General features: G+C 45.3%; 13 protein-coding genes. 6 read left to right on the forward strand and 7 right to left on the reverse strand.

The genetic code is table 11. The features are described from left to right. The first annotated feature begins 344 nt into the window (after nt 1–344). The 3 genes from MN210_RS05625 (at nt 345) to MN210_RS05635 (ending at nt 3,414) form a co-directional block, all read left to right on the forward strand. Complete coding sequence (locus tag MN210_RS05625; RefSeq protein WP_011960284.1) at nt 345–1,175, forward strand: ion transporter; 831 nt, start codon at nt 345–347, stop codon at nt 1,173–1,175. A gap of 125 nt (nt 1,176–1,300) precedes the next feature. Then, entirely contained in the window at nt 1,301–2,599 is a 1,299-nt protein-coding gene (locus MN210_RS05630; RefSeq protein WP_338412717.1) for an ABC1 kinase family protein, read from the forward strand. Between the two features lie 140 nt (nt 2,600–2,739). Then, the gene (locus tag MN210_RS05635) at nt 2,740–3,414 is read left to right on the forward strand and encodes a YoaK family protein (RefSeq protein ID WP_011960286.1); all 675 of its coding nucleotides are present in this window, start codon (nt 2,740–2,742) and stop codon (nt 3,412–3,414) included. A gap of 86 nt (nt 3,415–3,500) precedes the next feature. Here MN210_RS05635 and leuE read toward each other — a convergent pair whose 3' ends face one another. Continuing rightward, complete coding sequence (leuE, locus tag MN210_RS05640; RefSeq protein ID WP_201543200.1) at nt 3,501–4,157, reverse strand: leucine efflux protein LeuE; 657 nt, start codon at nt 4,155–4,157, stop codon at nt 3,501–3,503. A 114-nt stretch (nt 4,158–4,271) separates the two neighbouring features. Next, a complete protein-coding gene (locus tag MN210_RS05645; protein WP_011960288.1) occupies nt 4,272–4,760 on the reverse strand; it encodes an Lrp/AsnC family transcriptional regulator in 489 nt (162 codons plus the stop codon). A gap of 395 nt (nt 4,761–5,155) precedes the next feature. Here MN210_RS05645 and leuA point away from each other — a divergent pair, with 395 nt between their 5' ends. Next, entirely contained in the window at nt 5,156–6,916 is a 1,761-nt protein-coding gene (gene leuA, locus MN210_RS05650) for a 2-isopropylmalate synthase (protein ID WP_011960289.1), read from the forward strand. Between the two features lie 108 nt (nt 6,917–7,024). Here leuA and MN210_RS05655 read toward each other — a convergent pair whose 3' ends face one another. From MN210_RS05655 to MN210_RS05670, 4 genes are all read right to left on the reverse strand, one after another. Then, nucleotides 7,025–7,282 carry a YfhL family 4Fe-4S dicluster ferredoxin gene (locus MN210_RS05655; protein WP_011960290.1) on the reverse strand — a complete coding sequence of 86 codons (258 nt, stop codon included), beginning with the start codon at nt 7,280–7,282 and terminating at the stop codon, nt 7,025–7,027. 38 nt (nt 7,283–7,320) lie between these two features. Then, nucleotides 7,321–8,124 (reverse strand): YdcF family protein, encoded by an 804-nt coding sequence (locus MN210_RS05660; RefSeq protein WP_011960291.1) that lies wholly within the window; start codon nt 8,122–8,124, stop codon nt 7,321–7,323. A 252-nt stretch (nt 8,125–8,376) separates the two neighbouring features. After that, nucleotides 8,377–9,792 (reverse strand): prephenate-dependent tRNA uridine(34) hydroxylase TrhP, encoded by a 1,416-nt coding sequence (gene trhP / locus MN210_RS05665; protein WP_241879470.1) that lies wholly within the window; start codon nt 9,790–9,792, stop codon nt 8,377–8,379. Nucleotides 9,793–10,143: 351 nt separating this feature from the next. Beyond that, nucleotides 10,144–11,379, reverse strand: coding sequence for a YeiH family protein (locus tag MN210_RS05670; protein WP_241879471.1), 1,236 nt, complete (start codon nt 11,377–11,379; stop codon nt 10,144–10,146). 190 nt (nt 11,380–11,569) lie between these two features. Between MN210_RS05670 and MN210_RS05675 the strand changes: the two genes are divergently transcribed. Continuing rightward, nucleotides 11,570–12,595: a LysR substrate-binding domain-containing protein gene (locus MN210_RS05675; RefSeq protein WP_241879472.1), complete on the forward strand. Its 1,026-nt coding sequence runs from the start codon at nt 11,570–11,572 to the stop codon at nt 12,593–12,595. A gap of 98 nt (nt 12,596–12,693) precedes the next feature. Here the strand turns inward: MN210_RS05675 and MN210_RS05680 are convergent, their stop codons facing one another. Next, a complete protein-coding gene (locus MN210_RS05680) occupies nt 12,694–13,848 on the reverse strand; it encodes an S-(hydroxymethyl)glutathione dehydrogenase/class III alcohol dehydrogenase (protein ID WP_011960298.1) in 1,155 nt (384 codons plus the stop codon). Between the two features lie 130 nt (nt 13,849–13,978). Between MN210_RS05680 and MN210_RS05685 the strand changes: the two genes are divergently transcribed. After that, nucleotides 13,979–14,863: a LysR family transcriptional regulator gene (locus MN210_RS05685; protein ID WP_041773305.1), complete on the forward strand. Its 885-nt coding sequence runs from the start codon at nt 13,979–13,981 to the stop codon at nt 14,861–14,863. Nucleotides 14,864–14,866: the final 3 nt, after the last annotated feature.

Consider the following 14,866-nt stretch of genomic DNA (forward strand, 5'->3'; position numbering starts at 1 on the left):
TGCGGACGCACTATGTGGCCATGAAAGTATGAGTGTTGACTTGAATTTTTTACTGATTGCGCCGATAGCAACACGGCGATAAATAAGAGGGGCTTGATGACCTGAGCAGTTAGGGAAATGGCCTTGTACTTTGAGTCTAACAAGCCTCTAAAAGAGCTAGATTATAGCAGAAATTTGGGTTTGGCAGGATAGCTTATTTTTTGGCGCTAAAGCGGTTTTCATTGAGTTTAGGGTGTTAAGCCAGATAAAAAAGGATGTGCTAAAAACAAAGTTTGTCTAATAGGTAACATTGCCGATGTAATAACGTATAATGGGCCACTCTTATAGATTAGTTACCCGTATTTATGAAAAAACTCTCCTCAAATACGCTAAATCATCTACGCGATCGCATTCATATTATCATTGAAGGCACAGATACGCCTTTAGGTAAGCTGTTTGATATCGTATTATTGATAGCCATTGCCGCTAGTGTGGCCGTGGTGATGTTAGACAGTGTGCTGTATTTGCGCCTGCAATTTGGTACAGTATTCTTTTATGCAGAATGGTTTTTTACCATTTTATTCACCATAGAATATTTGCTGCGCCTGTTTTCGGCACCCAACCGGGTACGTTATGTATTTAGCTTCTTTGGGGTGGTGGATTTATTGTCTGTATTGCCCAGTTATTTAAGCTTAATATTTGGTGGTGTTCAGTACTTAATTGTGGTGCGCATCCTACGTATTCTACGTGTGTTCCGAGTGTTAAAGCTCAAATCTTATATGCAGCAAGCGGGGTTTTTGGCCGCAGCCCTACGCACCAGTCAACAAAAAATCACCGTGTTCTTCTTGTCCTTGGTGCTGTTGGTTATGATTTTCGGCTCGGTCATCTATGTGGTCGAGGGGCCAGAAAATGGCTTTACCAGTATTCCGGTATCTATCTACTGGGCGACGGTAACTTTGACCACGGTGGGCTATGGCGATATGTCACCTAAGACCCCTTTAGGTCAGTTTATTGCAACCATGGTGATGATGACCGGTTACTCCATTATTGCGGTGCCGACCGGTATCTTTACCTCTGAGCTTGCTAAGAGCATGCGCCCGCAGCTACATCCAGTCACTTGCCCTAACTGTGGTAAGTTTGGTCACGCCGCCGGTGCTCAGTTTTGTGACCGCTGTGGTCATGACCTGCACATCTAGTTTTGCCTTATAAGTGCCGATTTTATCTATAATATAGCGGCACTTTGCTCATGTTACAGACGCATTAAGTTATAAATTTTACGACCTAATGCCTGACCTTCTTTTGTTAATAGACTCAAAATCCTATGTCAAATTTATTGAAAAAATCCTTCAATGTTGTCAATCGTGTCCGTCACACTGCCAGTGTGGCCGGCTTATCTGCATTGCGTGTGGCCAAAGGTGAGCGTCCAGATGCGGTCATGCTGCGTGAGACGTTCGAGCAGCTTGGCACCACTTATATAAAAATTGGTCAGTTTATCGCCAGCACGCCCTCCTTGTTTCCGCGTGACTATGTGATTGCCTTTCAAGGCTGCTTAGACCAGACCACGCCGCTGCCGTATCAGTATATTGAAGGGGTATTAAAGCAAGAGCTGTTAACAGACCATCACAGCTTAGATGAGTTGTTTTTGCATATCGATGAGGCGCCGCTAGCGTCTGCTAGTATCGCCCAAGTGCACGCGGCAACGCTGCGTGATGGCCGTGATGTGGTGCTAAAAGTCCAAAAGCCGGATGTCGATGTGATCATGCAGACCGATCTTGGGGTGCTGCATGGGGTGACCAAGATTATGGAGCGCTTAATGCCGCAAATGCGTTTTGCCAGTATCTCGCCGATTATCGATGAGATTCGCACCCGTATGTTGGCTGAGACCGACTTTATCGCTGAAGCGTCTAATATCCGTGATTTTCAGCAGTTTTTACAGATGACGGGCAATCAAAAGGTGGTGGCGCCTGAAGTGGTGGATGAGCTGACCACCAAAAAAGTGCTGACCATGAGCCGCTTGCATGGCATCTCTATGGTTGATGAGGTGGCGATGCGCCAATATAGCGCAGATCCTGCGCAAGTGATGGCCGATACGCTCAACACTTGGTTTGCAAGCCTAATGATGTGCAACAGCTTCCACGCTGACCTGCACGCTGGCAACTTAATGCTGCTTAAAGATGGGCGTATTGGCTTTATTGATTTTGGTATTGTCGGTAAGCTAAAGCCTGAAAGCTGGCAAGCGTGTATGGGTATGATGCAAGCGCTACAGGACAATGATTATGTGACCATGGCCGGCTGTATGATTGATATGGGCATGACTCATGATCGTGAGCAAGTCGATCAGGCACAGCTGGCCGGTGATTTGGCAAAAATGATTACCCGCATTATGGCAGAGGATAAAACCTATACCAGCGGCAAGCCTTTTAATACCAAAGAGCAGGCCGATGAGCTAAACAAAATGATGCTAGAGATTGTTGAAGTCGGCAAACGCCATGGTATTCATTTCCCGCGCGACTTTGCGCTGCTGACCAAGCAAATGCTGTATTTTGACCGCTTTATGCGTACGCTTGCACCCGACATGGATATGTTTAATGATGCCCGCGTCAGCTTGCTGGGCAGATAATGGGCAGATAAATAGTGAAAAAGGGCGCCGCGTTAGGGTAGGGCAAATAAGTAGAGGACTGTATACGCGCCCGATGGATAATCTTTTGATTAGTAATATACGTTTTTGATTTGGTACACACTTAACTGTAAGTAGTGCTTATGATAACTAGGTTACCTCTTTGGATTTTGATTGGTGGGGCAGTGCTGGCTTTTAGTGCCGGCTGCATCAATATTATTGCGCTTAGCGGCTTTACCAATTTATCGGTGTCGCATGTGACCGGCAACGTCAGTTATTTTTCGGCAGCGTTGGCGCAGATGAATTTTTCGCGGGTGCTGTTCGTGGGGGCATCGCTGCTGTCATTCTTGTCAGGCTCGATTTTAAGCGGCTACCTGATTGGCCAGCACTCGTTAAAGCTTGGCCGCCGTTATGGCATTGCCTTATTCACCGAAGCTGGCTTATTGTTTTGCAGCTTTTTATTGTTTTTTCACCATGATTATTTCGGTCAGCTGCTGGCGGCTATGGCTTGCGGGCTACAGAATGCCATGGTAGCCACCTACAGTGGGGCGGTTATTCGCACCACGCATTTGACCGGTCTGACCTCAGACATGGGGGCCGCTATTGGTAACTGGTTGGCGGGTCGACCGATTAGCAAGCTAACTTTGGGCTTCCAGGCCATCATCTGGTACAGCTTCTGTGGCGGCGGTGTGGTAGGGGCTTATGGGTTTTTTAAATTGGGCTATAGCGCCATGCTTATTCCGGTTGGCATTGTGTTTATGGCAGCCGTCTTCTATCAAGTGGCCTCAAGTCGTCTGCCTGAAAAGCGCGAAACATAACTCAATTAGACCCAAAGCTTAGTCAATAAAAAACCGCTCAAATGGCTTTGAGCGGTTTTTTATTGACTAATTTTTAGCTTCGCGCTTTACATCAATTGCGCCTGCCACAGCTTAATAGCAAAGCCGATAAATAACAGACCTACAGCGCTCATGCTAGAGACAATCAGCCAAGGATGTTGGCTGAATTTTTTAGCCAGTTTTTGACCAGAAAATGCCAAAACAGTTAAATAAGTGAAGCTGATGCACTGTAATATGATGGCCAATACCAAAAAAGACAGCAGTGGATGCGGATAAGCAGGGTCTACGAACTGCACAAAAAACGATAAGAAAAATAAAATGGCTTTGGGGTTGGTGAGGCTTAGCAACATGGCGCGATAAAAGAAATTTTGATTGGGGTTTGGCACCGCAAGCTTGGGCTTTGCATCCGCCAAAAGCGCACGCTGCTTAAAGGTATGATAAGCACCGATTAACAGCTTGATACCAAGATACATAAGATACAGGCCGCCGATCAGCTTTATGCCATTAAACAAAGAGGGGTACAGCTTAAGTAGCCCGCCTGCGCCAAATATGGTAACTAAGATAAGTATCCCATCACCCACAAAAATACCAGCTATGGCTTGATAGCCTTTACGCACGCCATGGGCAGCCGCGACGGCCAGACAATATAGACTGTTGGGGCCGGGTAGTAAAATAATCGCAATGGTGCCAATGATATAGGCGGTAAGATCTGTTATCCCAAACATAAAGGCTCCTTTGGCCTATATTGTAAACGCACTATTATAGTGAATTTTTTGGCCGCTGCGTAAGCCTTTATAGTTTAAATCAAGCCGCGTTTTTTTGCGTTATTATTAACCGAGCTATCTAATGATGCCGCGATTAAATACCTCACGCAGCTCAAAGCTGGTATGCACTTGACTGACGCCCTCTAGGCGGTTTAAGCGGTGCAATAAAAACTCCTCATAATGCGCCATATCACGCACCACCACCTTTAATAAATAATCTTCAGTGCGGCCGGTGACAATGCTGCAGCTGACCACCTCATCGAAGCTTTGGATTTTAGCTTCAAACTCAGCAAAGCGCTCAGCAGTATGTCGGTCCATACTCACCGCAATAAAAATAGCCAGGCTATAACCAAGCTTCTGCGGATCCACCAAAGTATGGTAACCGGTGATAACACCCGCTTCCTCTAAACGCTTAATCCTTCTGGCGCAAGGGGTAGCCGATAAATGCACCGCTTCAGCAATATCGGTAATACTCATGCGGGCATCTTGTTGTAGTAGGGTTAAAATCTGCCGATCAATGGCGTCAATATCGATGGCTGGGGAAATATTTGAGAATGAGCTCATAGCGGTTTATCCGGAGTAATATGATGCTTATTAGTGATTTTCACTAATTTATGATAAATAAAAAACATAATACGCTAATTTTAATTAAAAATCGGGTTAATTTTGTGGGATTATTTTCACCCCGCTTTGATATGATAGTCAGTATGGCGTCATAGTTAAATAAACCGTATCGATAAATAAATAGTATCAATAAGCAGCTGGCGAAAGTATCTATGTTCTTGATAGACTTAAAGAAGTAGCATAGACTTAAGACGCTGATAAGCGCGTCTAAAAAGTAGATGGTTTGTGCAAAGTCAGCTTGTTATGCCAAATCAATTTTAAGGGTATGGATATAAACCCATTAACATTAACCAAAATCAATGTGATAAAAAACAATCGACCAAAGAGGGCACCCCATGAGCCAAGTTACTAGCCAATCAACCCGAGTGGAACCTAAGGTAAAGCCTAAGTTTGACGCGTTTGATTTTCGTAAATACCAACCTTTTGCTTTTGCACCCAACTTATCTGATCGCACATGGCCAAATAAGACCATTGAAAAAGCGCCGATTTGGGCCAGTGTGGATTTACGTGATGGTAACCAAGCTCTGATTGATCCTATGACCATCGAACAAAAGATGCAGTTCTTTAAACTGCTGGTCGAAGTGGGCTTTAAAGAAATTGAAATCGGGTTTCCATCAGCTGCGCAAGTGGAATTTGACTTTGCACGTAAGCTTATCGAGGAAGGACATATTCCAGAGGATGTGACCATTCAGGTATTGGTGCAGGCACGTGAGCATTTAATTGAACGCACCTTTGAGGCGCTAAAAGGCGTACGCCGCGCTGTGGTCCATGTGTACAACTCTACCAGCCGCGTGCAACGTGATAAGGTTTATGCCAAAGACCTTGAGCAGATTAAGCAAATTGCGATAGAAGGCGCAAAAATGCTGCAAGACCATGCCGCCAAGCATCCTGAAACAGAATGGGTGTTTGAGTATTCACCAGAAAGCTTTAGCCAAACTGAACCCGATTATGCGGTGCAAGTGGTGGATGCGGTTAACGAGGTGTGGAAGCCTGAAGAGGGCCAAGCGGTGATCATCAACTTGCCAGCTACGGTTGAGTCATCCATGCCAAACGTCTATGCCGATCAAGTCGAGTACTTTTGCCGTAACATAAAAAACCGCGAGCATGTAATCATCAGCTTGCACACCCACAATGACCGTGGTAGTGCAGTGGCCGCCGCTGAGCTTGGGGTGTTGGCCGGCGCCGATCGCATCGAGGGCACACTACTTGGTAACGGCGAGCGTACCGGTAACATGGATATTATGATTATGGCCATGAACTTATATAGTCAAGGCGTTGATCCTGAGCTTGATCTAAGTGACATGAGCCGCATTGTGCAAGTGGTCAGTGAGTGCAATAACTTGCCGGTGCATCCACGCCATCCTTATGTGGGCGAGTTGGTGTTTACCGCCTTTAGTGGCTCGCACCAAGATGCGATTAAAAAGTCACTTGATTACAATGAGAAAAACAGCGATGCCACTCAAAATATCTGGGATGTGGCCTACTTACCGATTGATCCCGCTCATATTGGCCGCAGTTATCAAGATGTGGTGCGCATTAACAGTCAGTCTGGTAAAGGGGGCGTGGCTTATATTCTACAGCGCAACTATGGCTTTAACTTGCCGCGCTGGATGCAAATTGACTTTAGCCGCGTAGTACAGCAAAAAGCGGAAGAGGCAGCGCGTGAGCTCAAAAATGAGGAAATCTTAGAAGCCTTTGAGTCCACTTATCTACATAATTCAGGCTTTGAGCTATTAGATCATAGCGTGAATAACAAAGGCGGTGACGTTGAGTTTAGCGGGCAAGTGATTATCAATGGCGAAACCGTTGAAATCTCCGGCAAAGGTAATGGTCCGTTGTCGTCATTTATTGATGGGGTTGCACGTCATACAGGCAAGAAGCTGCATATTATTAATTACTCAGAGCATGCCATGACTCAGCCTGTGGCCAATATGAGTGAGGATGAGGATACCACCAGCGATAAGACCAATGCCACAGCGGCAGCTTATATTCAGCTCAACGTGGATGGCGAGATTTACTCAGGTATTGGCACCCACACCAGTACAGTATCTGCCATGTTGCGCGGTGCCCTATCTGCCTTATCGCAAGCTTTTTAAGGTTAAGGGTTGTCATTAACCGCTTACCCTAAAAACCTATTTTAGTTTTCAATAAAAAAAGGCGTCTTATAGACGCCTTTTTATTTGTGGATAAAGGCGTATCTTTTATTATTGTGCCCAAATGTTTTGATGTTTTTGCAGCAGCTGCTCTTTAGTTTCAATACGATCAGGGTCAGGGATGATACAGTCAATGGGGCATACCTTATCGCAGGTCGGCTCGTCATAAAAGCCCACGCATTCGGTACACAGACTGGGGTCAATGACATAGGTCTTTTGCCCCTTTTGATCATAACTGATGGCTTCATTGGGGCATTCAGGCTCACAGATATCACAGTTGATACACTCAGAGGTGATTTTTAAAGCCATAGGGCGTCTCCTTTTTTATCAACCAAACCGGCTTAAGTTTAATATTCGCCCAACAGCCAACCACTGATGTAGGCAAAATACTCTCGAAACCAAGAGTTGTAACGTATCGAGAGCGGGGTGGTGCTGGCAAGTGCCACCAGATTGGTGTAGCCTTGATGCTCAGCGATGGCCAGCGAGCGCGGGATGTGGAAGTCACTGGTCACCACAGCAATTGGGTCATTTAAAGAGATGCCTTGCTCGGTCAAAATCTGCTGACTAAACAAGAAATTCTCCTCAGTACTGGTGCTGTTTTTTTCTTGCTGAATGTGCTCAAGTGGGATGCCATAAAGCGCGTACAGATAGCGGGCCATGGCCTCACCTTCACTGCGTATCTCACCCATGCCGATGCCGCCGCTGGTGATGACCACCGCCTGGGGTTGTTCCTTTATTAAGGGAGCAGCGGCGTCTAAGCGACTGGCCAAAGTGGGGGTGGGCAAACCATCTTGAATACCGCCCCCAAGTACGATAATGGCCGCCACTGTCTCATACGGTTGGTCAACTTGCTTAATATTTTTGTGCAATGAAAAGGCAAATACAATAAAGCTTATCAGCCACAGGACAAATATTGCCCACAGCAGCTTCCAAACCATACGCCAGTGTTTACTTACCTGTAGCTTGGCTTTTATCTTATGCCAAAATACGGCATGAATGATAAATATCAGACCCAGCACAAAAGGGACTAGGGTGCCAAAGTTAATTTTGTCAGCGGCAATTAAAATGGCACAGTCTATTACTAAAATAAGCCCGGTGATAAACAGTAGGATATTGAAAGCTTTGAGGTAATACGACTGGGGGATAGGCATTATCAAGGGTCTATTGGTTGGCGTCAAAGGTGGGTTTAAGTGTGAAATAAGTGGTGCGTTAGTATACTATCTAAAAGCTTACGCTAAAACCGATAAAACATTTGTCTTTTTGACAGGTTTTAGCGTAAGCGGACGGGCGATATTATTCGTATCTAAATCAGTAGCGTCTACTAATTAATCATATCTAAATCAGTAACGACTCATTGGTAACGACTAAGATAACGGCAACCATAGACTAACAGCGAATAGATATTAGCTGAAAATGGCCTGCTTTACGTTTTTCATGACCAACGCAAATTGCAAAGTGTCCTTGTCCATCTCTTTAAAGGGGTTACTAATCTGGGCCACCCAACCTGACCCTAAAGCCGCCTCAATCGAATTGCCTTTTTTGTCCCACATCTGCTCAAGCGTATAGGTAACATTGCCTTGTGGGGTCATAATCTCGATGGTGTCGCCGACCTCAAGCTTATTTTTAATCTCAAGCGTTAGACGCTCAGCACTGATGTCGATGACTTCGGCCACAAACTGCTGTTGATCTGTTTTTGAAGCACCATATTCGTAGTTTTGATAATCGCTGTGGACATGACGACGTAAGAAGCCTTCGGTGTAACCACGGTTGGCTAACCCATCTAAAGCACCGATCAATGACTCATCAAAAGGCTTACCCGCCACCTCATCATCAATGGCTTGACGGTATACCTGAGCGGTGCGAGCCACATAATAATGCGACTTGGTTCGACCCTCAATTTTTAAAGAATGTACGCCCATTTGAGTCAGCTCAGGCACCAACTCTACCGCTCGTAAGTCTTTAGAATTCATGATATAGGTACCATGCTCATCTTCGTACATGGCCATTAACTCACCTGGACGGTTTTGCTCTTCTAGCAACACGACCTCATCGCTTGGCGCTTGGACATAGTCATCGCCCATAACCACGTCACCATTTAAATTAACAGTGTCGATTTGCTGAGATGGGTTGAAGGTTTGTACTGGTACAATATCTCCCGTTTCATTTTCTTGAGCTTTATAAGTATTGTAGCTCCAGCGGCAAGCATTGGTGCAGGTGCCTTGGTTGGCATCACGTTTGTTGATATAGCCGGATAGCAGACAGCGACCAGAGTAGGCCATGCATAATGCGCCATGGACAAAAACTTCAATCTCCATGCCTGGCACTTCATCGATGATTTGCTTAATCTCCTTTAATGATAGCTCGCGTGAGACGATAACGCGGCTTACCCCCATTTGCTTCCAGAACTTAACAGTAGCCCAGTTAACCGCATTGGCCTGTACGGATAAGTGGATTTCTATATCAGGGAAATGTTCACGCACCATCATAATCATGCCGGCATCGGACATAATCAGTGCATCAGGTTTCATCTCAATCACAGGACGGATGTCCTCGATAAAGGTCTTAAGCTTAGCATTATGGGCTTGGATATTGACCACCACATAAAACTTCTTGCCCAAGCTGTGTGCATACTCAATACCACGGCGCAAATTGTCTTCATCAAAATCATTGTTACGCACGCGCAGACTATAACGTGCCTGCCCGGCATAAACCGCATCGGCACCGTAAGCAAAAGCATACTGCATATTTTTGAATGTACCCGCAGGGCAAAGTAGCTCTGGGGCGCGAGGAGCAGGAGCGATTTGATTTGATTGAGTCATGTGATTACCTATACTTGAGACAGCCACAATTATTGGCCAATTGTGGCTTTAATATACGTATTAATAGAGGATAAAAGCAGGCTATGCGCTAAAGAGTAGGGCGTATTATAAGCTATATGAGCCTATCATTAAATGTTTTAAAGGTTAGAGGCCCTGCCATCAAATCTGTAGAACTAAACTTGAGAGATTTTAATTGCCCAGCTTGACGATAATAATCAAACCATACCTGTCTTGGCGATTTATAGCATAAACTCTTTTGTAACCCCTGCTGTCAAATCTGTGCATTTAAACTTGGTAGTCTGACTTCCTCTATCTAAATGAACAATAAACCACAGGTTAGATCGCTTAACTTTAACTAATCTGAGTCATCACTATATTAATAGCCGCGCCACCTAAGATAAGCCAAATAAACATAACTGCTGCTAAGACTAAAGGCTTAATGCCCGCTTTTTTAATGGCGCTAAAATGAGTGGTCAGGCCCAGTGCAAACATAGCCATAGTGAGTAGCAGATTATCCAGATGTATCATAGCTTGAGTAGCGCTTTGTACCACAGGAGCAGCGGAGCCTGGTAATAAGCTGAGCAAAGAGTTGATGCCAACCATGGCCAAAAATACAAAGGCAAACCAAGGCACCTGAATACTTTTGAAACGCTGTAATATAAGCTGTATCTTGCTGGGCTGATGTGTAGAGGATATTGCTGTGCTTTGAGCTGCCGTATCTACTGAGGTGACAAATACAGATAGCAGCAGTAAAAATGGGGCCAGCATCATTACCCGAATCATTTTAGTAACCACTGCTGTATTGCCGACTTCAGGGCTGATGGCATTACCGGCAACCACCACCTGCGCCACTTCGTGAATGGTGGAGCCGATATAGACGCCATAGTGCTGAGGATCAATAATACCTGCAAGCCAGCCCATCTGGTACAGCAGTGGATACAGCAGCATAGATAAAGTGCCAAACACCACTACAGTAGCCACAGCGATGGTCACTTTATGCGACTCTGCTTTGAGTACCGGTTCTGCTGCAATGACTGCTGCTGCCCCGCAAATACTCGCGCCTGAACCAATCAGCATGGTGGTGGTTCGATCCATTTTTAAGACTTTGGTACCCAGTAAGTAGGTCATCATAAAGGTAGAGCTTAATACCAAAGCATCAGTGGCGATGGCGCCGCCGCCGACACTCACCACTTGCGCCAGGGTAATCTTAAAGCCGTATAGAACAATGGCCAAGCGCAGTATTTGAGCTTTACAGAAAGTGACGCCTTCTGTCAAAGAGTTGGCAAATCTTGGATAGAGGGTATTGCCCAGAACCATACCTATCAAAATGGCTAAGGTTAATGCCGATAAGCCCAGCACGCTATGCTCAGTCCAATCTTGAATGCGCTCATTTAACCAAATACTGATTAAGCTGCCAGATAACACCATCAGCAGCCCCAATATGTTTTTTCTATTTGGCAGATAACCGCCTAGCATCTGATTCAATTTATTCAATAAAGCAGACACAGACAGTCGATATAAGCCTTTATTGTCTCGACTGTACTGAGTGGGATGGATTTTAATTGGGGTAGTAGGATGGGCTCTCATAAGATGGCTCGCTTAGTTTAAAAAAGACGCACTGAAGCTTATGGCTATGAAAGATAAGCTATTTAAGAATTACTATATTCCTTTTTTGTATATTAATAAAACAGATTGATTAGATAGTTTTTATCGATAAAATAGGTTAGCGTATACAGATGCCGTATTTTTAGTCTATAAACCTTGTAAGGTGTTAAACATGCCCGCCTCAACGTCTAATGCGTCGACAACTGCCATTTCATTAACAGTTGGCCACGCTTTATTGCCCAAAATCACTTTAAAACAGCTGTCGGTCTTTATCAGTATTTACCAGACGGGTAGTACCAGTGCGGCCAGTGAGCAGCTACATTTGTCACAGTCAGCGGTGAGTAGTGCGCTCATGGAACTTGAGGATCGGCTGAAAATGCCATTGTTTGAGCGCATAGGGCGGCGTTTGCATCGCAGTGACAATGCCGAGGCCATATACATTCAGGCTCAAGCCATAATGAGCCAATGCTTAACGTTAGAGCAGTATCATCAATATCAAGCGGGGCGTATTCATATCGGTGCGAGTACGACGATAGGCAACTATGTGCTGCCCGCTTTAATCCAGCAAATTTATGGGAATAGCCCTGAGGCCAAGGTAGAGTTTTTTATTGGTAATACGCGAGATGTGGTGGCCGAGGTTGAACAATTAAAAGTGGACATTGCATTGGTAGAGGGTAGGCCAAGACCCACTGACAGCAAGCTGATTGAACAACAAGCCTGGCGCCATGATAAGTTAATGGTGTTTGCTAAAAAGGACAGTCAGTGGTTGGCAAGCCCTGAAGATAAGCGAGAAAATAATAGCAGTGATAACAAAGTGGCCAGTTATCAGCTCACTACCCAACAATTGGCCAAAATTCCACTATTGGTACGTGAGTCGGGGTCAGGGACAAGGCAGGTTATTGATGAGCAGTTGCTGCAATATATGCCGCAAACGGAGCGGGTATTGGCCATTCAGCAATCAGAAGCCATCAAGAATATGGTCAAAGCTGATATAGGCTTTGGCTGTCTATCACAGCACGTGATTGAGGCGGACTTGGCACAGGGCAATCTGATTGAGATTGAGATTAAAGATATTGATTTGCAACGAGTATGGTGGATGATTTGGCACAAGCAACGCCATAAAAGTGAGATATGGCAGCAGTTTGTGTCAAGCTTGGTGCAGGATAAAGGCTGTGCTCAATTATATGGAATTGATTAAAGACTCAATGGCTTAGGTATTTAAATAAACAGGGGCCACCTACCAAAAGTAGATGACCCCGGTTGCTTTTTTTGATTCATGTAACGGCTAAATCAAAGCTAGCTGTTAGCGGCAGACTGTTTTAACGCATCAAAGTGAATAACACTGCGAATACTTTTACCCTCATGCATTAAGTCGAATGCTTCATTGATGTCCTCTAAGGGCATGGTGTGCGTAATGAAGTCTTGTAATGGGATTTCACCTGCCAGGTAACGTTCAACATAGCCGGGTAATTCAGTACGGCCTTTGACGCCGCCAAAGGCAGAGCCTTTCCATACACGACCGGTGACTAACTGGAACGGACGGGTAGAGATCTCTTGACCTGCACCGGCCACACCGATAATAACCGACTCGCCCCAGCCTTTATGACAACACTCAAGTGCTGAGCGCATCACATCAACGTTACCAATACATTCAAATGAATAATCTACGCCGCCATCGGTTAATTCGATGATGATGTCTTGAATAGGGTGGTCGTAGTCTTTTGGATTGATTAAATCGGTAGCGCCTAGTTTTTTGGCCAATTCAAACTTGCTCTCATTGACATCGATACCAATGATGCGGCTCGCGCCTGCCATCACCGCGCCAATCACTGCAGCCAAGCCAATACCGCCCAAACCAAAAATCGCCACAGTTGAGCCTTTCTCAACTTTTGCAGTATTCATCACAGCGCCCATACCAGTGGTCACACCGCAGCCAAGTAAGCACACTTCTTCAAGCGGCGCATCTTTATTGACCTTGGCCAGTGAAATCTCAGGCAACACCGTGTATTCAGAGAAAGTAGAGCAGCCCATATAATGATAAATGGGCTCACCATCTTTATAAAAGCGGGTGGTACCATCGGGCATTAAGCCTTTACCTTGAGTCTCACGTACGGCTGAGCAAAGGTTGGTTTTGCCAGAAGTACACATTTTACACACGCCACACTCTGCGGTGTATAAAGGAATCACATGGTCACCCACCTGAACGCTGGTCACCCCTTCGCCGACTTGCTCAACGATACCGCCACCTTCATGGCCCAAAATGGCGGGAAAAACGCCTTCAGGATCGGCACCTGATAGGGTATAAGCATCGGTATGACACACGCCGCTGGCAAGTACTTTAATCAACACTTCACCTTTGCGAGGCAGCATGACATCCACTTCTTCAATTTTTAAAGGCTCATTTGGGCCCCAAGCGACGGCTGCTTTTGATTTAATAAATTTATCAGACATAGTTGTGCTCTCTTTATTATTCGTTGTAAGAAAACGGGGTTGGAATAATGATGTGAATCATTATAGATTATCTCATATTAGATGATAATATGATGGTTTGACAAATATCTTTTACATAATGGTAATAATGATGAAGTGGGAAGGTATTAGCGAGTTTGTGTACGTAGCAGAGTATGAGAGCTTTACCCGAGCGGCCAAAGAGCTGGGTATTTCTATCGCTCAGGTCAGTCGGCAGGTAAGTGCCTTAGAAAAACGGCTTAACATTAAGCTGTTGTATCGCACCACCCGCAAGATTTCATTGACCGAAGAGGGGCAGGTGTTTTATAAGCACTGCCGAGGGGTACTTGATGGGCTTGATGCCGCCGAGCAAGCAATTAGTAGCTTGCAGTCAAAGCCGCAAGGTAAGATTAAATTGACCGCACCGGTGACCTATGGTGAGCAGCAATTGTTGCCTTTGATTAATGATTTTATCGTACAGTATCCGGATATTAAGGTCACGGCCTTTTTAAGCAATCAAAAGCTAGATTTGGTCGAGGGCGGCTATGATCTGGCGGTGCGTATTGGCAAACTAAGCGACTCGACGTTAATGGCAAAAAAGCTCGGTCACCGTACCAATTTTGTGTGCGCCGCGCCGGATTATTTAGACCGCTATGGTACGCCGCAAACTTTAGCTGAGCTGGCTAGTCACAACTGTTTGCTAGGCAGTTTGGATTATTGGCACTTTAAGCAAGCGCAGAGTGAGCGCAACATCCGAGTCAGTGGCAGCGTCCGATATAACAGTGGTTATAGTTTGGTTGATGCTGCCTTAAAGGGTATTGGTATGGTTCAGTTGCCAGATTATTATGTCCAAAAATATCTTGATTCAGGGAAACTTATCAGTGTACTCGATGACTTTCGGGAGCCTGAGGAGGGAATATGGGCGGTATATCCACAAAACCGGCACCTATCTACCAAGATGCAATTGCTGCTACAGTATTTGCAGCAGCATTTAAATGTACAATCTGGAGGCAAATAAGCG

Source organism: Psychrobacter raelei (assembly GCF_022631235.3).
Classification (GTDB): domain Bacteria; phylum Pseudomonadota; class Gammaproteobacteria; order Pseudomonadales; family Moraxellaceae; genus Psychrobacter; species Psychrobacter raelei.

Bases quoted from the DNA above. Each gene is read 5' to 3' on its own strand.
- MN210_RS05625 (WP_011960284.1), top strand. From the start codon at position 345: ATGAAAAAACTCTCCTCAAATACGCTAAATCATCTACGCGATCGCATT.
- MN210_RS05630 (WP_338412717.1), top strand. From the start codon at position 1,301: ATGTCAAATTTATTGAAAAAATCCTTCAATGTTGTCAATCGTGTCCGT.
- MN210_RS05635 (WP_011960286.1), top strand. From the start codon at position 2,740: ATGATAACTAGGTTACCTCTTTGGATTTTGATTGGTGGGGCAGTGCTG.
- leuE (WP_201543200.1), bottom strand. From the start codon at position 4,157: ATGTTTGGGATAACAGATCTTACCGCCTATATCATTGGCACCATTGCG.
- MN210_RS05645 (WP_011960288.1), bottom strand. From the start codon at position 4,760: ATGAGCTCATTCTCAAATATTTCCCCAGCCATCGATATTGACGCCATT.
- leuA (WP_011960289.1), top strand. From the start codon at position 5,156: ATGAGCCAAGTTACTAGCCAATCAACCCGAGTGGAACCTAAGGTAAAG.
- MN210_RS05655 (WP_011960290.1), bottom strand. From the start codon at position 7,282: ATGGCTTTAAAAATCACCTCTGAGTGTATCAACTGTGATATCTGTGAG.
- MN210_RS05660 (WP_011960291.1), bottom strand. From the start codon at position 8,124: ATGCCTATCCCCCAGTCGTATTACCTCAAAGCTTTCAATATCCTACTG.
- trhP (WP_241879470.1), bottom strand. From the start codon at position 9,792: ATGACTCAATCAAATCAAATCGCTCCTGCTCCTCGCGCCCCAGAGCTA.
- MN210_RS05670 (WP_241879471.1), bottom strand. From the start codon at position 11,379: ATGAGAGCCCATCCTACTACCCCAATTAAAATCCATCCCACTCAGTAC.
- MN210_RS05675 (WP_241879472.1), top strand. From the start codon at position 11,570: ATGCCCGCCTCAACGTCTAATGCGTCGACAACTGCCATTTCATTAACA.
- MN210_RS05680 (WP_011960298.1), bottom strand. From the start codon at position 13,848: ATGTCTGATAAATTTATTAAATCAAAAGCAGCCGTCGCTTGGGGCCCA.
- MN210_RS05685 (WP_041773305.1), top strand. From the start codon at position 13,979: ATGAAGTGGGAAGGTATTAGCGAGTTTGTGTACGTAGCAGAGTATGAG.